The sequence below is a fragment of the Nonomuraea insulae genome, assembly GCF_042656245.1.
The window spans coordinates 37,086-56,387 of the sequence record NZ_JBHSPA010000064.1 but is presented as its reverse complement, the minus strand read 5'-3'; the positions used below and the strand labels follow the sequence as shown (position 1 = coordinate 56,387).

Genomic DNA, 19,302 nt, shown 5'->3' with positions numbered 1-19,302 from the left:
CGTCGGCGCACAGTCGACTCCCCGACATACGAGGACGCCGATCGCCGTGGGGGTGAGGGTCCGCAGCAGGGACTCCTACTGGCAACGGAATCTGGCGCTAACGGGGTTCACACAAGTCAGCAGGTTTTCGAGTGGCCTTTCGTTTTGGCCGCATTCGACGCGTTAAGGGGCCATGCTGGGCCTTATGCGGTTGATCCACATCGTGGCATGCGCCGTCGTCAGCATCCTGCTGCTCGGGCTCGTCGGCTGGCCGGGCGAGACCATGACGCCGGTGGGGGACTCCTCCTATCCCTGGCGTCCGGCGGGGCGGGGGACGCCGTCGATCGACGTCGTCGGCAGGGCTCCCTTCGCGGCCGAGGTCTACGGTGACGTGGCGGTGCGTTCGCGGTGGGGCCTGCGTACCGAAGGACTGGTCGGAGAGCGGATCACGGACGGATCCACGGCCTGGCGGTACGAGAACGCCTGGGCCGACGACTCGCTGGGGCCCGTCCGGGTGAACGATCGCCGGGTCGCGGGCATTTGGCGGGACGGCCGGGTCAGCCTCATCGACGTGCCGGACGGCCGCATCGTCTGGCAGGCCGACCTGCCGCCGGGCCCGTACCACGAGGCCAACCGGGCCTACGACGAGGAATGGGGGGCGGCCTGGGAGATCTCCGTGGCCAGGGACGGCTCCGTTCCCCTCGTGGTGGTCCTGCACGACGGCCGACTCGACGTGCTGGACGGCCGCACGGGGACGATCCGCTGGTCCTACCCGTCTGCCTCGTCCGCTTCCTGCCACACGGGAGACCCCGTCCTCGGCTCGGTCCGCAGCGCGGGCGAGACCGTGCTCGTCTTCCAGGACTGCGCGGGCGCGGAGTCGAACGTGGCGCTCAGCGCCGCGGACGGCAGGCGGCTGTGGGGGTTCGACGGGGGAGAGTTGTGGCACGCGCGTGCGCTCGGTGCAGATCGCCTGGCGTCGGTGGACGATGGCGGCGCTCTGGTCGTCCGCAGGGTCCAGGACGGGAAGGTACTCTGGCGCGTCCCGTCGGCGGGGCTCAAGGACAACCCCTACGGGGACGCGATGGGGGCGTCGGACGAGTTGGTGACCGTGCGCTCGGAGACCGAGGTGGCCGCCTACCGGATCGCCGACGGCGAGGTCGCCTGGCGCCGTACCCTGGGCGACGCGTGGAACGGCACCGTGCTGACGGACGGCGTGGACACCTACGTCGCCGAGGACGCGAGGACGCTCGTCAAGCTCGACGCCCGCACGGGACGCATCATCGACCGGCACCGCTTCGAGGACGACATCACCCCGCGATGGATGCGCGACGGCCTGGCCGGGATCGGCGTGGGCACCGGCGACGACGTGGTGATCGGCTGACTCGTCCCTCGTAAGCCCGCTGCGCCCGGGCGAGCGCGGCCACCGCCTGGTTCAGGCATGAACGACTGAGCCGATCGCAGTGAGCCCGCGACCGGTGGCGCAGATCACGCTCGGTTCAGCCGGTTGACGAGGCGGGCCGTCGGTGGCAGATCAGGGCGGTGGTTTCGTGCTGCATGCGTACATGACCGCCCAGGGACTCGATCGTGCCGTGCACCACCCGCAGCAGTGCCGCGAGCCGTTCGGCCCCGAGCCGGAGGTGATCGCTCGACGTCGCGACGAGCCCGACCCACTGATCGGCGGTCAGAACGCGTTCCCGCCGGTAGACCTTCTCCTCGATCGGGGAGAAGGCGTCGCGGCCGGACAGCGGCACACGTTCGGAACGGGTCGTGTCCCGTGGCCCCCAGACCCAGACGATCTCCGGCGCGTGCTGCTCGTACACGCGGGCGAACGCCGAAGCCACCGGCTCCTCGACCTGCGAGGAGTTCCAGAACCACGCCATGGTGCCACCGGTGGCCAGCACCCGTGCGGCCTTCGCGACGCCGGCGTCGGGGTCGATCCAGTGCCACGCGTCGCCGCAGGTGAGGAGGTCGAAGCGACGCCCCGCGTCATCCCAGGCCTCGAACGGTGCGACCTCCACCTCGACGCCGTGGCCCCGTGCGACGTCGGCCATGCGCTCGTCCGCCTCGACCCCCAGCACCGCCAATCCTCGCCTGGCCAGCGTCCGGGCCACTTTGCCGGTGCCGCATCCGACGTCGAGCACGCGAGTCGGACGGCCCGCCGTGAGTTCGTCGATCAGCTCGTCCGGGGCCTCCGGGCGGTACCGGTCATACTGCTCGGCCACCGACCCGAAGGACGTGCCACGTGCGCGGTCCAGATGAAGCTCATGAGATTCCATGATCCGACCATACGAGCCCGCCGCGCGGCAGAGTCAACACCTGACCGTGGTGACGCTGTCGCCGGGATCCGCGTCATCCATGCCGACCCCGTCGCCGACCTGCGGCGGCGGGGTGCGGACGTGGGGCGGGCGGTGCGCTGGCACAGCGAGGACCGCGTGAAAGGCGGGTCCGATGGCCGCATGCCGTTACCCGGATGCGCGGAGCAGGCGGACGGCGTCGGCGATGACCACCCCGTTCGCGGCGTTGCTCAGTTCGACCCTGCCCACGCCCTCGGAGATGCGGTACGTGCCGAGCGAGACCCAGGAGCCGCCGCGAGGCTCCGTCGCCCCGCTCTTGCCCTGATCGATCCGCACGAGCGTGGTCCCGTTGGCGTGGCGGATGCTGAAGGGTGCGTTGCTCGCGCGGTTGGCGTGCGCGGTGTAGGAGACCTGTACCTCGTAGTCGCCGGTGTGCGGGACCACGGGCCGCCACCGGACGACGTGTCCGCCCGTGCCGGAGGGCGCGTAGCGGTAGTCGCCGCCCCGGTAGCCGGGCACACCGGAACTGGCCGACCAGGTGCCGCTGATCACCTCGTAGCCGAGTTCGTCGTTGTCGACCACCACCTCGTCCCGGACATCGGGCTGCGAAGGCGCGGTTATCAAGCTCAGCGTGTCCAGCGAGACCAGCCTGCCGCCGCCCCGGCCCACCCCGGACGCGGTGAACCGGATCGTGTGCGGGCCGGCTGCCAGGTCGAGGCTGCCGAGTTGTACGACGTCGTAGCCGTCAGCCCGGTCAGCGGTGGTGTCCACCAGCGCGGCCCTGGGCTTGAGACCGTCGACCGTGACGGTGACCAGACCTCCGGCAGCACTCCGGAAGTAGCGCGACAGCAGCTCATAGGTGCCGGGCGTCTGGACGTTCACGGTGTATTCAAAGTAAGCGCCCGTCTGGGACGAGGTGAACACCACCCGGTTCCCCCCACGGGCCACCGGGTCTCGGACGACGGACATGGTGCCGCCGGAGGTGGAGGCACTGGCCGTGAGATCGACGAGACGTTCGGCGTAGCCGGGACCCCCGGACAGGCTGTCTCGGCCGTCGCTCAGCCATTCGAGCGAGAACCGGCACATGACCACCCGGCGAGGGAAACTCGGGTTGTCGCCGTCACGGCCGTACAGGAGCAGAATCCTTCCGTCGGAAAGCCGGCCGAGTTCGGAGTAGTACGACCGCCCCTCATGGATCACACGGCTGTAGCGGAAGGAGTGCGCGTCGTCGTAGCTGATCGATACGGTCAGGTTGGTACGCACCGGGGAGTCGGGGCGGCTGAACAGCACCCTGCTCACCTCGGACCCGCCCGGCCCGCCGGTGTAGCGCAGCAGGCTCGCATCCACGGCGTTGAACGTGCCGGTGGCGCCGTCCATACGCGGCGGCGACCAGGTCAGCCCGCGATCGGCGCTGACCGACACGATCCGCTGCCGGTTGCCGCCCGCCGCGGCCCGGCCGTTGATCAGCACCGTGCCGTCGGACCTCTGGACCAGCCTGGCCTCGTTGATGGGGTAGGCGGCGGAGACCGGCACCTCCCCGGTGGCCTGCCAGGTCCGGCCGTGGTCGTCACTGTAGATCGCCGCCACCCCGTAGAAGCGTTCCGTGACGGTGTTGCCCGTGACCTCGCGGCGGTGGCCGCAGTTGAGCAGCAGCCAGCCGTTGTCCAATTGGATGCCGTGTCCGGGGCCCGGGCCGTGCAGCGTCCATTTGTAGGGGAAATGGGAGAACAAACCCGACATGTCGCTCGGCTTGCTCCAGGTGAGGCCACCATCGCCGCTGGAAATCATGTACAGATCGCCGATGTCGCCGGAGCAGCCGGTATTCCCCGGCAGCCGGATGGACAGCATGTAGAACAGGAAGACGTCGCCGGTGATCCGGTCGACCACGAAGGTCGGGTTCCCCCACGACCGGCCGCCGATCGAGGCGACCAGCGTTCGCGTCGGCTCCCAGCTGTCACCGCCGTCGGGGCTACGGCGTATGAGCAGGTCCCGGGGGCCCGCGTCGCAAACCTCGTGCCGGCCTTCCGTGGCGACCAGGATGCTGTCGTCCGGCAGTACGGCCAGCCCGTGAACGTGGTAGCTCTCCAGCGGGTCCACCGTGTTGTCCCACAGCGTCGTCTCGTCGAACAGCATCGCCGATCGCCGTAACTCCGTCGCGCCCGCGGGTAACGCGGGGCCGAATGCGGCGGTCATCGACGCCGCGGCGACTCCGAGGCCGAAGGCCCTGCGGCTGATGAGGGGGTGACGGGGATCTGGCTGTGACATCTGGTGCCCTTCGTTTCAGGGGGATGTGGGGGCGAAACATGGTGTCGGTCGCGGGCTCAGGAGATCAGCATCGCGTGTCACTCTGGAAGTCTGCCGTCCCCATGAGCGGAACAGGACGGTCGAGCAGTGCGCCACTGTCTTCCAGCGCGGTGCGCAACTCGGCCACGTCGATGCCGGTGGGCGGCACGCCGGACCCGGCCGCGACGGCCGCCGCCGGCCTGGCCGGCCACCTCTGCCCCGGCACCGACGCAGGCCGGCCGAGCCGGCTGACCGGAACATTTGTCCAAGCCACCGGCGCGCACGGACGGCGACAGTGGGCCCATGAACATGCGGATTCTCATCTCCGGCGCCAGCGTCGCCGGTCCGGTGCTGGCGTACTGGCTCACCAGGCACGGCTTCTCCGTCACCGTCGTCGAGTACGCGCCGACCCTGCGCAAGACGGGCGGCCACGCGGTCGACCTGTTCCGGCCCGCGATGACCATCTCGGAGAAGATGGGCGTGCTCCCGCGGATCGAGGAGCGGGCCACCGGCGCGCACCGGATGACGGCCCACCGGGAGGGTGCGCGGCGTCCCGTACAGGTGGACCTCTCGAAGATCTTCAGCACCGCCTCCGAACGGCATGTCGAGATCATGCGCGACGACCTGAGCGAGATCTACTACGATGCGGCGCGCGACGACGTCGAGTACGTCTTCGGCGACTCGATCACCGCGATCTCGCCCGACGGCGAGGTGCGGTTCGAGAACGCCGCGCCGCGCCGTTTCGACCTCGTCGTCGGCGCGGACGGGCTGCATTCCAACGTGCGCCGCCTCGTCTTCGGCGACGAGTCCCGCTTCAGCGCCTACATCGGGGCCTACCTCGCCGTGCTGACGCTGCCCAACGCCTCCGGACTCGACGACGAGCTCGTCATGCACGTCGGCGTCGGCCGCACTGCCGGCATGTACGGCTCGCGGCACCTCGGCGACGCGCGGGCGTTGTTCCTGTTCCGGAGTGAGCGCGAGCTCGACTACCGCCACCGCGACGTGCCCCGGCAGAAGGAGCTGCTGCGTGGCGCGTTCAGCGGCATGCACGCCGACGTGGACCGCTGGCTGGACGAGCTCGATCGCACCCCGGCATTCTATTTCGACTCGATCACCCAGCTTCGCATGGACACCTGGTCGCGGGGGAGGGTGACGCTCGTTGGCGACGCGGGCTACTGCCCCGGCCCAGCAGTCGGCGGCAGCACCAGCCTGGCCGTCGTCGGCGCGTACGTTCTCGCCGGGGAACTGGCGCGGGCGGGCGGTGACCACGAGCGCGCCTTCCCCGCCTACGAGCGCGCGATGGCGGAGCACGTGCGGGGCAGCCGAGCGGGCGCGCTGAGCGCGGCGAAGACCCTGATCCCCACCTCCCGCCTCGGCACGTGTGGACTGGTCCAGGGCGCCCGCCTGATCTCCGCCCTGCCCGCGGGGCCCAGCCGCGCCCTCCTCCGCCTCGCCACCAAGAGCGGGCGCCTCTACAACTCCATGACCGTCGACGACTATCCTCCGTCGTTCACCGCACAGGTCGGCCTGGAAGATCACTGAACATCTTGTTCCGGGCGGTCGCGCCCGTTCTGCCCGCTGATCGGCTTCAGGCCATCACGGACCTGAACGCCGAAGGCGCCGAACAGGCCGGGCATGGGTGCGGGCGACCGGCTGGAGGCGGCATCGGAGTCCGGCGACGTGAGCCTGGATGAGGACCGGGCCCGGTTGCTGCGCGGCGAGTGGACGGTGCCCTGCCGGGGTCAACCTGTCCAGGCGTGAAAGAGCGGCTGGTTCCGCTGTCGTAAAAGTCTGTCACGTAGCAGAATGATCGTGTGACGGAGGTCATCCAGGCCGAGCCTATGCCGGCGACGGCGCGAAGTGCCAGGTTCATGATGACCCTTGAGGTGGCCTTCAGCCTCGTGGGGCTCGCGATGATGATCGGCACCGCAGCAGCTGCCTTCAGTGTCCCGTTCCTCCTGCTGATCCTTTATGTCGGCTCGATCACCGCGCTCATGGGCTGGTTGCTGTCGCGCTGGCCGTCGCGACGGAAGTTTGTGCGCTGGGGTGTCATCGCCGTCGAGGTGGTTGCGGGCGGCGGTTATCTCGCCATGGCCGCGCTTGATGGTGATCTCGGTTGGATCAACCTGCTCGGCCCGAACACGCTGCTCCCGCTGGCAGTCGTCGTTGCGTTGCTGATGCCCTCGGCAGCACGCTGGTTCGACCGCTGACCGGGGCCGCCACCCGGCACACCATCTGGGCTCACCTGCGCTGCCAGAAGCATCCATGCCCACATCCGCCTGCTCGGCCCGCGCGGTCGGCGGGCTATGCGCCGGTGATCAGGCGTCGTTCCAGGTCGATGATCGGCTCGATGCTCTGCAGGTCGTAGTTGCTCAGGATGACGGCCGTCCAGTCCATGTCGAGGTAGATGGACCAACTGGTGGATATGCCGCCTGCGCCACCTCCGTGGGTGATGATGCGCTGGTTGTTGTAGGTGGCGGCCACTGGCCCGTACGCCTGGAAGGTCTCCCCGCGCAGGGAGTTGCCGGAGGTGTCCTCCCTCAGGGGTTTGGCGGAGATCTTTCCGTTCACGTACAACTCGGTGTAGGGCCGGGCGGTGAGCTTGCCGCCTTGCAGTGCGACCGCGAAGCGCACGAGGTCCGGGGCGGTGGAGAAGCCGTTGCCGCCGCCTGTCCCCATCCATCCCCGGGCGGAGTTGCTGCCCTGGCCGGCGTCGCCGTAGACGGAGCCCTTGTCGAGGTTGCGGACGGCGTCGATCCGGGTGCCGTCCTTTTGGTACATGTACGGATGGGCGATGCGCCTGTCGGCCAGCCACCGGCGGCGGTCGTAGTAGGCGGAGTCCTGCATGCCGGCCGGGATGAAGACGTTCCGGCGGGCGTAGTCCTGGAACGACATGCCGGAGACCTTCGCCACGAGTTCGCCGAGCAGGGTGTAGCCCATGCTGCTGTAGGCCTTCTTCGTCCCTGGGGCGAACTCCAGCTCGAAGGTCTTGAGATTCGCCCAGAAGTCCGCCGTCTGCTCCTCGTAGCTGTTGTGGATCTTCTCCGGCGGCGGCTGCTCGCCGGCGCGCCGGGCGTCGCCCAGACCACTGGTGTGCGTGAGGAGATGATGCACGGTGATGTGCTCGGCCATCGCCGCCGGCAGGCCGTCCAGATGCTTGCTCACCAGGTCGTAGAACGTGAGCTTGCCCTGCTGAACAAGCTGCACGACAGCCAGCCCGGTGAACGGCTTGGAGGACGAGGCCAGAGCGTAAAGGGTGTCGATCTTGTTCGGGACCTTGCCTTCCTTGTCCGCCCAGCCATAGGCGCGGGCCAGGACCTGGCGGCCGCGGTGTGCGACCAGCACCGTGCCGGAGAACTGATCCTTGTCCGCCAGTTCTTTGATGTGCTGGTCGAAGGCGCCCCCGGGGCGCAGACCCTCGGGGATCCGGCCCGAGCCTGACGAGGGGCCGGCGTGCGCCTCCGCGGTTTCTCGCGCGGCCAGGAGGCCACCGGCCGCCAGCGGGACCGCACCCAGGAACCCGAGAGCCGACCGTCGCGAAGGGTCGTGGTCATGCGAGCGAAGCGACAACGCCATCGAAATCCTTTCACGAGGAGTGACCTGTGAGGGGATATCAGCACGCAGCGTGTTTCCTCGGCGTTTCCGTTGCCTTCGCGACAGGCCGAGCCGTCATCCCTTCCGCGGCCTGGTGATCGCCGCGACCGGGGTGGATCAGCCGGGCGGGCGCTGGTCTGCCGTTGTGTTCAGGCCGTCCAGGAGCAGGCCGAGGCCGGTGGTGAATCGGTCGCGGTCGTCGTGGTCGCGCAGGTCCGCGGTGGTGCGCGTCAGGATGCCTGCCTGACCCCGGTCTCAAGGTCCGCCCGGACATGATCGTGGTGTTCATCGGGGTGCTCCGCGGACTGCGCCTGCCGTTCGGCCATAGGTCATTCGAGCGCTCTTGACTGCCCTGGCACCTTTCTTCCAGAGCAAGGACGTACATGCACCGCACCTCACTCATCGCCGTCGCGATATCTCGCTCAGGTGGCACGGGGTTCGGGTGGCGAGGTCCAGGTGGAAGGGCGCGGCGAGGGCGTTGAGGTCCGCGCCCTCGATCCACATGGCGCTGAATCCCAGTGCCTACAGGCTCATCTCGGCATCCAGCCCCTCGGTGAAGATGGTCGAGACCAGAAGGTCGTGCAGGTAGGTCGGTGACTGCATGGCCGCCTCTCGGAGGAGGGGGTATCCCGCAGGACGCCCCGCACTGCGTGTCCGGACCGCGTCCGGGAGGCTTACATCTTGATCATCTGACAGCGCCGCAACAAGGTCTCTTTTCGGGTCCCGCACCCCGTCGGCAGATTGCCCGTTTTCATGGAGCAGGAGAGTCCAGGGCTCCGTTCCGCTGGTCGAGGGCGTCCTCGACCATCCGCCAGTCCAGGAATCTGAAGTCCGTGGATCAGTGTGCCGGGCGATGCCGGGCTTCATGCTCCTCTCGCGGTCAGGGTGATGCGTCGGCCTTTGGTCCCACGGGTGCACAGCTCCCGGCTGGCCGCGGTTGTCCCAGTCGATGGTGAAGTTGCTGACGGCGAAGCCGTTGCCCTCAGCGCTTTGCCAGGCGTTGTCGGGCATCATCGGTCCCAGCAGTTCGATGCCGCGGCGATCGGCGTGCGTACTTCCAGTCGATCCACGCTCGCACCGCCTCGGCCGCCTGCCGATCGGACAGTCCCTCGCCGAACTGCAGGATAGACACCAGCGCCAGCCGACCTGGAGACAGCGCTGGACGGCCCCGGGCGGAGAACGCCGCCGCGAAGTCCTCGTCCTGGAACAGGACATCCAATGCATCTCGGATACGGATCGCCAGGCTGCCCTTCGGGAAGGCAGCCCTAGCTACCGCCGGCGTGGCCGCCGGGATCTGATCCGAACCAGTCGAACGCAGCGACACCCACGGCTCCATCCGCGAGCAAAAACTCCATGCTCTGCCGCGCCGCGATCAATTGAAGCTTTGTTGAAGTGTCGGGCGGCCTGGACCCTCTTTTGTAGAGTCAGCTCTTGTCATCGTACGGCCCGGTCGAGGGAGGGCGATGCGAGTCGAGTTTCGGCTGCTGGGCGAGGTAGGCGCACGGCTCGACGGCAGGCCGGTCGACGTCGGACCGGCACGGCAGCGCTACGTGCTGGCTGCGCTGCTCGCGGAGGCGAATCGCCCGGTCTCCATGAAACAACTCGCCGAACGAGTCTGGGGTGACCCGCCGCTGCAGGCTGCGGGTACGTTACGCAGCTACCTGTCCCGTTTGCGGGCCGCGGTCCCGGTGACCGAGGAGTGGAGCATCGGGCGTCGTTCCGGCGGTTATCTCCTCAACGTCGACGAGACGGCCGTGGACCTGCATCTGTTCCGCCGCCTGCTGGCGCAGGCGCGAGGCGGCCAGGACGGCGCGGAGTCGCTGGCGCTGTACGAGCGGGCGCTGGCCCTGTGGCACGGTGAGGCGTTCGCCGACCTGGACACCCCTTGGCTGACAGCCCAGCGGCACGCCATTCAGGCCGAGCGCTTCGCCGCACAGCTTGACTATCAGGACATCCGGCTGCTGCGCGGCGAGGACGCCACCCTGCTCGCCGACCTCACGGCGCTGACAGCCGAGCATCTGCTGGACGAACGGCTGGCCGGTCAGCTCATGGTCGCGTTGTACCGGAGCGGGCGCCAGGGCGATGCCTTGGAGTGCTACGCGCAGATCCGGCACAGGTTGATCGAGACGCTGGGGGTCGATCCCGGCGCGGCCCTCCAGCGGCTCCACCAGCAGATCCTCGCCGCCGATCCGGTGCTCATCCCGGTGGCGGCCGATACGGCGCGTGCACCGGTTGTGATGATCGGCACCGCTCTGGTGCCGCGGACATTGCCGGCGGCTCCGCCGTTCTTCGTGGGCCGGGCCAAGGAACTGGCCGGTCTCGACGACGCGCTGAACGTACAGGTGACCAAGGGAACGGTACAGGCCGTCGCGGTCGGCGGCTGCGGCGGCATCGGCAAGACCTGGCTGGCCCTGCACTGGGCGCACCGGAACGCGGACGCGTTTCCGGACGGGCAGTTGTACGTGAACCTGCGCGGCTTCGACCCCTCCGACGCGCCGCTACCTCCGGCGGCGGCGATGCGGACCCTGCTCGCCGCCCTCGCCGTCGATCCGGTGGCGATCCCGTCGACGCTGGACGCGCACGTCGCGCTCTATCGCAGCCTGGTCGTCGGCAAGCGCATGCTGATCGTCCTGGACAACGCCCACGACACCACGCAGGTGACGCCCCTGCTCCCCAGCAGCCCGTCCTGCTTCGTGGTGGTGACCAGCCGGAATGAGTTGGCTGGTCTGGTGACCGGCCACGGCGCTCATCCGATCACCCTGTCCCCTTTCAGCGAGGCCGAGGCGCGATGGCTGCTGACCCACCACATGGGCAGCCGGCGTGCCGCTGCCGAACCCACTGCAGTGGCCGACCTGCTGGAACTTTGCGCGGGGCTGCCGCTGGCGCTGAGCATCATCGCCGCCCGCGCCATGGTCCGCCCCGGCTTCCCGCTGAGGAGCCTGGCCGAGAATCTGGGCAGGGACTCCGCCCGGCTGGACGCGTTGGACGCGGGGGAGCCGGCCGCTGACCTCAAAGCGGTGTTCTCTTGGTCTTATCGCACCTTGTCGGCACCGGCGGCCAGACTCTTTCGGTTATTGGGCATTCACCCCGGTCCGGACGCCGACGAGGAAGCGGCGGCCAGCATGGCCACCCTGGACCGTGCTCAGGCGCGACGGTTCCTGGCCGAACTGACGCGCGCGCACCTGCTCATCGAGCACCGCCCAGGCCGCTACGCCTTCCATGATCTCCTGCGCGCCTACGCCGCGGAGCAGGCGCTCGCCTACGATACGGAGACCGACCGCCGGGCCGCGTCGCACCGCGTACTGGACCACTATGCGCACACCGCGCACGCCGCCATGCTGCTGCTCTATCCACACCGCCACCCGATCACCCTGTCTGCGGCGCACGCGGGCGTGCGGCCGACGGTCCTGACGGACCCGCACCAGGCGATGGCCTGGTTCACCGCCGAGCACGCGGTGCTGATCGCGGCCGTACGCCAGGCCGCCGACCTCGGATTCAGCACCCTCACCTGGCAGCTCGCCTGGACCTTGGTCACCTATCTCGACCACCAGGGACGCTGGCAGGACCTTCTCGCCACCCAGCAGACCGCGCTGAGCGCCGCGCAGCGATTCGGCGATCGGCTCGGCCAGGCTCACGCCCACAGCGGACTCGTACGCGCCTACACCCGGTTCGGCCGCAATGACGACGTCCGCTTCCATGTCGAGCAGACGCTCAAGCTCTTCAGCATGCTCGGCGACCGGGTCGGCCTGGCCAACGCCCACCGCGGCGTTGCCTCGCTCCTGGAGACCCAGCACCGGTATCGAGAGGCGCTCGACCACGTGGAACAGGCCCAAGGCCTCTACCAGCAGGCCGGTCACCAGGCCGGGCTCGCGCACGCGTTCAACGCGATCGGCTGGTACCACACCCTGCTGGGCCACCACGACCAAGCCCTGATCCACTGCGAGCAAGCCCTCGGCCTGCACCGCGAGCTCGGCCACCAGCACGGCCAGGCCACCACCTGGGACAGCCTCGGACACGCCCACTTGCATCTCGGTCACCACGACCAGGCCGCCGCCTGCTACGAGCAGGCCCTGAACCTGTTCCGCGAAGTCAGTGACCGCTACAACGAGGCCGCCACCCTCGTTCGCCTGGGCGACGCCCACCAGGCCGACGACCACGACCGGCAGGCCGACGACGCCTGGCGTCGCGCCCTTGAGATCTTCGAGCAGCTGGGCCACGCCGACGCCGACCGGATCCGGGCCAAGCTCCACGACCGGACGGAACGGTAGCGCCGTGCTGGTCAGAGCCGTCGTGACACGATGCCGAACACCCGATCGCAGGCGATGTACCCCAGCTGCCGGGAGTCGGTGGATTGGTCCGTGTTGTCCCCCAGCACGACCATTTGCCCAGGTGGCACATGTTCCTCGAATACCTGTTCCAGGGCGGGCGCGCGATCCCGCGGTACCGGATCGCCCGCCACCGCGATGACTCGCTTGAGGATCCACCCTTCCGGGTGCCCGGGCGACGTCACGGACCGGTAGTCGGCGAACACCACGCACTGCCCGGTCCGTACCAGGGTGTGCCGACGGAGCAACAGGCGTTCTCCAGGGTGGTACGTGGGGATCATGCTCTCGCCGCGTACGGTGATCACTGCGTACCGTCGGCGCAACCAAAGAGCCCCGGCCGCGAGCAGCAGGCAGAGCAGCACGGGGACGGCCACGGCGATCATGACCGGCTCTTTGTGGCGTATTCGGAGGCGGACGACGGCTCATTCGTGTCGGCGTAGCCGGCGGCCTGAAGGGTGAACATGCGGGCGTAGGCGTCGCCCATCGCGATGAGCTCGTGGTGGGTGCCCTGTTCGACAATGACCCCGTCGGCGAGTACGACGATGTGGTCCGCGTCCCGGATGGTGCCGAGGCGGTGGGAGATCAGCAGGCTCGTGCGGCCCGCCCGCAGCTCCCGAAGCCGGGTGTGCACCTCATGCTCGGCCTCGGCGTCCAGGCCGGCGCTCGGCTCGTCCAGGATCACCAGATCGCGATCCCTTCTCAGGAACGCTCTGGCCAGTGCCACCCGCTGCCACTGACCGCCGGAGAGCGCCATTCCGGCTTGCGCTTCGCCTGATTCGGCTTGGCTGCGGAACGCCCTGGTCAGCAGCGTGTCGTAGCCGCGGGGCAGCGCGGCGAGGGTGTCGTGCGCCCCCGCCTCCCGAGCGGCCAGCTCGATCCTGTCGTGATCGTTGAGCGCGGGCAGGTCGCCGACCGCGATGTTGTCGGTCGCGCTGAACTCGTAGGCCATGAAGTCCTGGAACACCGCCCCCAGCCGGGCGCGCAGTTGGTCGACCGGCACGTCGCGGATGTCCACGCCGTCCCACCGGATGTCGCCGCGGGTGGGGTCGTAGAAGCGGCACAGCAGCTTGACGATCGTGCTCTTGCCGTCGCCGTTGCGCCCCACCAGCGCGACCGTCGCCCCGTGGGGCAGGAACAGGTTCACCCCGCGCAGGACCCACGGATGCTCGTCGGAGTAGCGGAACCACACGTCATGCAGCTCGATTCCACGGCGCAGCGCCGGCAATTCGCGAAGCTGCGCCGGGATCCGCAGATCGGGCTCGGCGGTCACCACCGCCTCGTAGTGGCGGAACAGCAGCAGCTGCTGATGCAGCTGAGCGATCGCACCGACCAGTCCGGCCGCTGACGCCTGCACCCCGGCCGTGGCCGCGACGAACATCGAAACGTCACCGACGGACAGCGCGCCCCGCCCGGCCGACATGATCACCCAGACCAGGCCGCCGCCGGCGACGAGGCCGGCGAGCGCGATCAATCCACTTTGCCGCAGCAACTCGCCGCGATCCATCCGGCGGCGGGTGGCGTTGCCGCGCCGCACCTCGTCGAGCATCCGCTCGCGCAGAAAGGCGCCGAGTCCCAGCAGCCGGATCTCCTTGGCGGCCTGTACGGTGCCGAGCAGCCCCGCGTAGAACAGTTCACGGCGCTGAATAGGGCTGATGTTCCACATCATTGAGGTACGCTGCCGGACCAGCCGCAGCTCGACGAAGAACGCGGGCACGGTCGCGGTCAGCACCACTGCGGTGAACCACGGGCTGATGACGGCGAGCGAACCGAGGAAACCCACCACCGTCAACACGCTCTGGACGACGCGGAATGTCGAGTCGACCAGCTGGCCCGAACTCGTCGCGCTCATGTCGGCCATCCGCAGCCGGTCCAGGAACGCCGGCTCCTCGAACCGCCCGATCCCGTCGAACCGGCCGACGGCGGCATACAGCGTGTCCTTGGCGCGCAGCCCGGCCCGGCGGTCGAGCTCCGCGCGCAGGTACTGGCCGAGCCGGGGACTGAGCGCGCCGACCATCCCCCACACCGCGATGCCACTGGCCAGTCCGACGAGTACGCCGAGCGGCCCGCGCGACACCAGCTGATCCAGCGCCGACCTCGTCATCCAGGCCACGATGACCGAAGTGAGCGCGCCCGCCACGGTCAACGCGAGGTAGAGCGCGATGTGCAGCGGGGCCGACCGCCAGATCAGGCCGGCCATCCGGGACGCGGTGCTCACACCAATGCCGGCAACCGGGAGAAGTCTGGCGCGGTCGCGACCACCATGCCGTCGATGGCCACACAGGCCGCGGGAAACGCGCTCACCCCGAACGCTGCGCACACCGGCCCACCGCCCGGATCGCGCACCACCCTGGCCACGTACGTCAACGCCGCGACCAGATCGGCACCATCGGAAGCCGATGTGTCGACCACCACCAGCACGCGCTCCCGGTCGCGTTCGCGGGCCCACTCCACCAGGCTCGGCAGTTGAGCGTGGCACGTCGTGCACCCCGAGGACAGGAACACCACCGCCGTGGTGCCGGTGAGCGAGCCGGTCGACACCGGCTCACCGTCCACGGTGGAGGCGGTGAACTCGCCGACCGCCGTTCCGACGACGGGAATATCGGTCGCGACGCCGACCTCGACGCTGTACCGCATGAGGTTGCTCAGGGTCTCGGTGTGGTCCCGCAGCCGCCGGATCACGCCGAAAGTCAGCAGCAAATCCAGCAGGCACAGCACGCCAACCAAGATCACCGCTACGGTCAGTACAACCATCAGTTCCGCCTTGTCATGGGATGGGGGCAAACAGGTCGATCACATCGTCGAAACGGATCACCAGCAGGGCAAGAACACTGGCTGCCGCGCCCGCGACGGCCAGCCCGACCGGCTCGGCGGCGAGGACGTCCCCGCTGACGAGCGCGAGCACCGCCACCACCGCGAGCAGGCCGTTGCGGACCAGATGCCGCCTGCCGAGCGGCATCTTCGAAGCCCCGAAACAGCGGCACGCGGTACGCTCGCCCCGCCGCAACGCGCCCGCGATACCGGCCCCGAACGCGACCAGCAGCACCACCGCCAAGCCGAGCCCGCCCTGGTGCAGGCGGGGAAGGACAAGGAGCACCGGAACCGTCGCCTCCAGCGTGATCACGACTGCGCTGACTGCTCTGCTCGTCGTACGCCACCGCGACGGTAACAAGTTGCGCGTGCTGGCGACGAACTCTGCGAACGCCGCCCGACCGCGCAACTTGGTCACCGCGGAGATCGCGAAGACCACTCCGAGTAACCAGTGGCCCGCGAAGCTCAGATATGTCACGGCGCGACTCTCACCACCGCGATGGCGCCTGGTGAGAGCACCGCGGCGATATCAACACCTGGAGAGGTACGGGGTCCAGCACGCGGTGCACGCCGTGCCGTGCAGCTGGTCGACCTGCCGGGTGCCGTACCAGGGCACCCAGCCCTCTCCGAATACGCAGCAGGCCTCGATGCTGCATTTGATCGCGTCGGCGGTCTTGTGCGGGATGATGCGCGCGAGAATCCGGTCGCTGAGGTGTCCGATCCCACTTCTGACTTTTGTCATCATGGTGTTGCTGCCTCTTTTCTCAAATCGTTGTGGAGCCCTTTGGCGCAGGCATTCGGATGAGAGTTGTAGCGGGGTCTGTCCTTTGGGCTGGATGCGGGTCCTCCGGTGTTCGGCGGCCAGAACATTGGGGGGTGCGAGATCGATGTCTCACGGCGCTCATGCTTTCGCATTGGCGTAGCAAGCTCGTTGTGGCTTCGTTGCGCCGGCCTGAGCCAGGCGCGCAACGTTACTGTGACTCGGTTTGCGGTGCGGCCAGGACATAGACGGCAAGCGCAAGGGTTGCGATCGACACAGCGGCGAACCAGATTCGCAGCAGCAACGGCCGATCCGCCAAGAGACTCATCAGCATGTACACCTCCTTCCACAGCGGACGTGATTCACAAAATCGGCGCCGGCCGTGACGCGGACCGGGCCGGCGTGTTGCACCAGGCCAAGGCACTGATGAGCCAGCAGATTCCGGCGAACATCAACAAGTCCCCAGGACTCAGCACTACTCCCAACCCTGGAACGGGAATGGCATCCGCGAAGATCCGCAACATGGTCTCCGCCGATGTCGTGTTCGAGGCCGCGATCGCCCGCTCAGAGAACCCGGCCTTGTGCGCAGCCCATGCCGAGAGCGGCATGCCTCCGTTCAATGCGATGGTCACGGTGTTCAGGGTGAACCCGAGCGCGAAGATACCCAGGCCAAGCCGGACGCCCTTGGACCTGGAGCGAAGATTGACAGCGACGAAGGCGCCTCCGAACAGCCAGATCAGCACCACCGGCAGCACACCATCGCCCGGCCGCAGGACCGCGGACGCCCACACCGGATCCGAGATCCGAACGAACTGCACGACAGCCGCAGCCCAGATGAGGGACAGGCCGCGCAGCCGGAGCGATGGGAGCGCGCGAAGCCCGCCGCGGCGGGTCGCCAGCACAAGCAGGGCAATGACAATGGGCAGCAGCGCAAGTGCCCAAAGGCGCCAACCTGGCACGCAACCTCCCATGACACCGGGGATGCCGGAAATCCGACACGCCATGACACCGTTCTTGTCGATGGCCATTTAGTGGACTAATCAGAAGACGTCAACGGCTGAAGTTGTGGTGCACGATCGGACCGCCGCTTCGACTTTTGTCATCACGGTGCTGCCGCCTCTTCCGCAAATCGTTGTAGGGTCCTTTGGCGCAGGCATCCGGATGAGAGCCGTAGCGGGGGGTCTGTCCTTCAGCTAGATGCGAGTAGGCCGGTATTCGGCGGCAGAACATTGGGGTGCGAGGTCGGTGTCCCGCTGCGCCCATAATTATGGATTGGCGTTGCGAGCTCGTTGTTGCTTCGTTGCGCCCCTGGTCCAGGCGTTGCTGAACGCTTTCGAACCGGCCCGCCAGGCGATAGGCGACATCAGGCGATACGCCGAGAGGGTCGACCTCGTCCGCACGCCCCCTCGCCGCGACCTCAGCTCCACCGGCTACGCGCCGGCACTGCGCCTGCCGAAATTTCATCCATGCAGGTCAAGCGGCGAGATCCGGCGTGGGCTTGGCGGCCCCGGCCGAGTGGTCCGGTGGCCTGGAGGTGCGCTCCAGGCCACCTGATGGCGTTACAGCACGTACCACATGAACCAGGTCGAGCCTTGCGCCTGCAGGGTGTCGGTCACTCCGACCGTCACCCGGTAGTCGCCCGCCTTCGTCGGCGTACCGGAGATCAGGCCCGACTGCGGATTGACGGTGAGGCCAGGAGGCAGCCCCGCCGCCGTGTACGTCAAGGCCCGTCCGCCGGGATTCGTGGCTTCGAGCTGCAGGCTGACCGCCGTCTTGACCGCGGTCTCCTGGTCTCCCGGGTTGACCGGATACGGCGTCTGGTCTCCGGGGAACGGCTGCCCGCCGCCGACCGACACGGCGGACCACGCCGCGTTGACCGTGTTGTACTCCAGGCTGAACGCGCCGAAGAGGTCCGCGGCCGCTTTCAGGGTCGCGACTCGAGCGGCGGCGTAATTGGTCTTGTCGGTGAAGTATTCGGCGAGCGCCCTGTGCCAGATCTTCGCCGCTTTGTCATTCCCGATGCCGGCGACCGGCATGTTGTTACAAGTCGGGCTGACATCGCCCTGGGCGGGGTTGCTGCCGACCGCGAGCAGGTAGAAGAAATGCAGGCCAGGGTTCTCGCTGCTCTGGGTGCTCGTGGTCCAGCAGCCGCCCGACGGATTGGCCATCGACACCGGCGCCGCGAACGTGCCTTCCGGGAATCCCGCGGCCAGGCGCTCGCCGATGAGGTAGTCCGGCTTGTCGATGCGATTGTTGGCGTAGAACTCGACCATCGTGCCGAATATCTTCGCGGTGGCCCAGGCTATCGCGTGCGATTCCGGTGGGGTGGGAAGGCTGGAGTCCCACCGGGTGGTGGGCAGGCCCGCCTCGGCGTGCGCCACGCCCATGCCGAAGGCGGCGCCGACCAGGTCCAGCGTGGCCGCATCGACCTGCCTGGCGTGATGGTCCAGCGCGATGTAGCTGTACGAGGCGGCGTAGATGATTCGGTCCGGTCGATCAAGGTCGGGCCTGGCCAGGGTGTACCTGGGCAGGGTAGCGGCGTCCGGGACGCCCGGATCCATTCCATAGGTGCCTATTCCTTGGCCGTCCCCGGCGATTCCGCGCCGTCCGTGCACGTCCGCGAAGTAATCCCACGCCTTGGCCGCCGCGTACTGTGCGTCCACGGCCATGGTGTCCCTGTCCGAGGCTATTCCGGTGCCCCAGTCGTTGTCCTGATCGGTGTACAGCACCGATACGGGAGCGGTACCGCCGACGGGCGCCTGCCGGACGCGATAACCACTCGCGCCGCCTCGTGCCGCGTCCTTCAGTTCGTACATCTCGCCGTTGTACGTGGTGTTCAACGAGATGGCTCCCGTGTGGAAGCCGTGACCGACCCCCGGCGCTTCCCTGGGGTCGGCCGCCGCGACGGGGATTCCCATCGTCGTGAACAGCAGACATACTCCGGCCACGGTCAGCCGGCGAGAATTGCGTAAGTTCATGTTCTCCCATTCGATTGATGAGTACCGATTCCCTTCGGTCGGGAAACAGTCGTGCGTCGAACCGGGACAAGCCCAGAACGCCAGCCGGACACCGAAACGCAATGCTGTGTCCGGCAAACGCTGTGTCCGGGCAGTCGCTGTTGCCGCGCGCCGAAATCGCGGATCGTGATCTGCCCGCCGCGTTCGCCGGCAGGGCACGAAGCTGCCCGGACTGCGCTCGCACCGACTCAGCATGCCCAGCCGGCGTTGTGGGAGCGTTGTGGGTTCATTGCGGCTGCCGC

17 protein-coding genes and 1 pseudogene are annotated in these 19,302 nt (G+C 68.4%); 5 read left to right on the top strand and 13 right to left on the bottom strand.

Translation table 11 applies throughout. The features are described 5' to 3' along the window. Positions 1-184: 184 nt before the first annotated feature. Positions 185-1,360, top strand: a complete 1,176-nt coding sequence (locus tag ACFPZ3_RS47115) for an outer membrane protein assembly factor BamB family protein (protein ID WP_379520936.1) — start codon at positions 185-187, stop codon at positions 1,358-1,360. A gap of 115 nt (positions 1,361-1,475) precedes the next feature. Here ACFPZ3_RS47115 and ACFPZ3_RS47110 read toward each other — a convergent pair whose 3' ends face one another. The 3 genes from ACFPZ3_RS47110 to ACFPZ3_RS47100 all read right to left on the bottom strand — a co-directional run bounded on the left by ACFPZ3_RS47110 (position 1,476) and on the right by ACFPZ3_RS47100 (position 4,782). Continuing rightward, positions 1,476-2,255, bottom strand: coding sequence for a class I SAM-dependent methyltransferase (locus tag ACFPZ3_RS47110; protein WP_379520935.1), 780 nt, complete (start codon positions 2,253-2,255; stop codon positions 1,476-1,478). A 186-nt stretch (positions 2,256-2,441) separates the two neighbouring features. After that, positions 2,442-4,538: a golvesin C-terminal-like domain-containing protein gene (locus ACFPZ3_RS47105; RefSeq protein ID WP_379520934.1), complete on the bottom strand. Its 2,097-nt coding sequence runs from the start codon at positions 4,536-4,538 to the stop codon at positions 2,442-2,444. A gap of 64 nt (positions 4,539-4,602) precedes the next feature. Then, positions 4,603-4,782, bottom strand: a complete 180-nt coding sequence (locus ACFPZ3_RS47100) for a hypothetical protein (protein WP_379520933.1) — start codon at positions 4,780-4,782, stop codon at positions 4,603-4,605. Between the two features lie 77 nt (positions 4,783-4,859). Between ACFPZ3_RS47100 and ACFPZ3_RS47095 the strand changes: the two genes are divergently transcribed. The 3 genes from ACFPZ3_RS47095 to ACFPZ3_RS47085 all read left to right on the top strand — a co-directional run bounded on the left by ACFPZ3_RS47095 (position 4,860) and on the right by ACFPZ3_RS47085 (position 6,766). Then, positions 4,860-6,098, top strand: coding sequence for an FAD-dependent monooxygenase (locus ACFPZ3_RS47095; protein ID WP_379520932.1), 1,239 nt, complete (start codon positions 4,860-4,862; stop codon positions 6,096-6,098). Positions 6,099-6,191: 93 nt separating this feature from the next. Further along, on the top strand, positions 6,192-6,317 hold the full coding sequence (locus ACFPZ3_RS47090; protein WP_379520931.1) for a hypothetical protein: 126 nt from the start codon (positions 6,192-6,194) through the stop codon (positions 6,315-6,317). A gap of 53 nt (positions 6,318-6,370) precedes the next feature. Further along, the gene (locus ACFPZ3_RS47085; protein ID WP_379520930.1) at positions 6,371-6,766 is read left to right on the top strand and encodes a hypothetical protein; all 396 of its coding nucleotides are present in this window, start codon (positions 6,371-6,373) and stop codon (positions 6,764-6,766) included. 94 nt (positions 6,767-6,860) lie between these two features. On the opposite strand, the gene ACFPZ3_RS47080 is transcribed toward ACFPZ3_RS47085, so the two are convergent. Next, a complete protein-coding gene (locus ACFPZ3_RS47080) occupies positions 6,861-8,132 on the bottom strand; it encodes a serine hydrolase domain-containing protein (protein ID WP_379520929.1) in 1,272 nt (423 codons plus the stop codon). A gap of 1,066 nt (positions 8,133-9,198) precedes the next feature. Beyond that, positions 9,199-9,474 (bottom strand): annotated as a pseudogene (locus tag ACFPZ3_RS47075) (transposase); the annotation flags it as partial. Positions 9,475-9,613: 139 nt separating this feature from the next. On the opposite strand from ACFPZ3_RS47075, the gene ACFPZ3_RS47070 reads away from it, so the two are divergent. Next, on the top strand, positions 9,614-12,418 hold the full coding sequence (locus ACFPZ3_RS47070) for an AfsR/SARP family transcriptional regulator (protein WP_379520928.1): 2,805 nt from the start codon (positions 9,614-9,616) through the stop codon (positions 12,416-12,418). 11 nt (positions 12,419-12,429) lie between these two features. On the opposite strand, the gene ACFPZ3_RS47065 is transcribed toward ACFPZ3_RS47070, so the two are convergent. The 8 genes from ACFPZ3_RS47065 to ACFPZ3_RS47030 form a co-directional block, all read right to left on the bottom strand. Further along, positions 12,430-12,858 (bottom strand): S26 family signal peptidase, encoded by a 429-nt coding sequence (locus tag ACFPZ3_RS47065; RefSeq protein ID WP_379520927.1) that lies wholly within the window; start codon positions 12,856-12,858, stop codon positions 12,430-12,432. Then, positions 12,855-14,690, bottom strand: a complete 1,836-nt coding sequence (locus ACFPZ3_RS47060) for an ABC transporter ATP-binding protein (RefSeq protein WP_379520926.1) — start codon at positions 14,688-14,690, stop codon at positions 12,855-12,857. The genes ACFPZ3_RS47065 and ACFPZ3_RS47060 overlap by 4 nt, the downstream gene beginning before the upstream one ends. Further along, entirely contained in the window at positions 14,687-15,226 is a 540-nt protein-coding gene (locus tag ACFPZ3_RS47055; protein ID WP_379520925.1) for a TlpA family protein disulfide reductase, read from the bottom strand. Before ACFPZ3_RS47055 ends, ACFPZ3_RS47060 begins: the two co-directional genes overlap by 4 nt. A 13-nt stretch (positions 15,227-15,239) precedes the next feature. Next, on the bottom strand, positions 15,240-15,761 hold the full coding sequence (locus ACFPZ3_RS47050; protein WP_379520924.1) for a MauE/DoxX family redox-associated membrane protein: 522 nt from the start codon (positions 15,759-15,761) through the stop codon (positions 15,240-15,242). A 51-nt stretch (positions 15,762-15,812) separates the two neighbouring features. Further along, positions 15,813-16,028 carry a hypothetical protein gene (locus ACFPZ3_RS47045; RefSeq protein WP_379520923.1) on the bottom strand — a complete coding sequence of 72 codons (216 nt, stop codon included), beginning with the start codon at positions 16,026-16,028 and terminating at the stop codon, positions 15,813-15,815. A 226-nt stretch (positions 16,029-16,254) separates the two neighbouring features. Beyond that, entirely contained in the window at positions 16,255-16,377 is a 123-nt protein-coding gene (locus ACFPZ3_RS47040; protein WP_379520922.1) for a hypothetical protein, read from the bottom strand. Positions 16,378-16,405: 28 nt separating this feature from the next. Further along, complete coding sequence (locus tag ACFPZ3_RS47035; RefSeq protein ID WP_379520921.1) at positions 16,406-17,071, bottom strand: DUF5317 family protein; 666 nt, start codon at positions 17,069-17,071, stop codon at positions 16,406-16,408. Positions 17,072-17,602: 531 nt separating this feature from the next. Beyond that, the gene (locus tag ACFPZ3_RS47030) at positions 17,603-19,021 is read right to left on the bottom strand and encodes a M4 family metallopeptidase (RefSeq protein ID WP_379520920.1); all 1,419 of its coding nucleotides are present in this window, start codon (positions 19,019-19,021) and stop codon (positions 17,603-17,605) included. Positions 19,022-19,302: the final 281 nt, after the last annotated feature.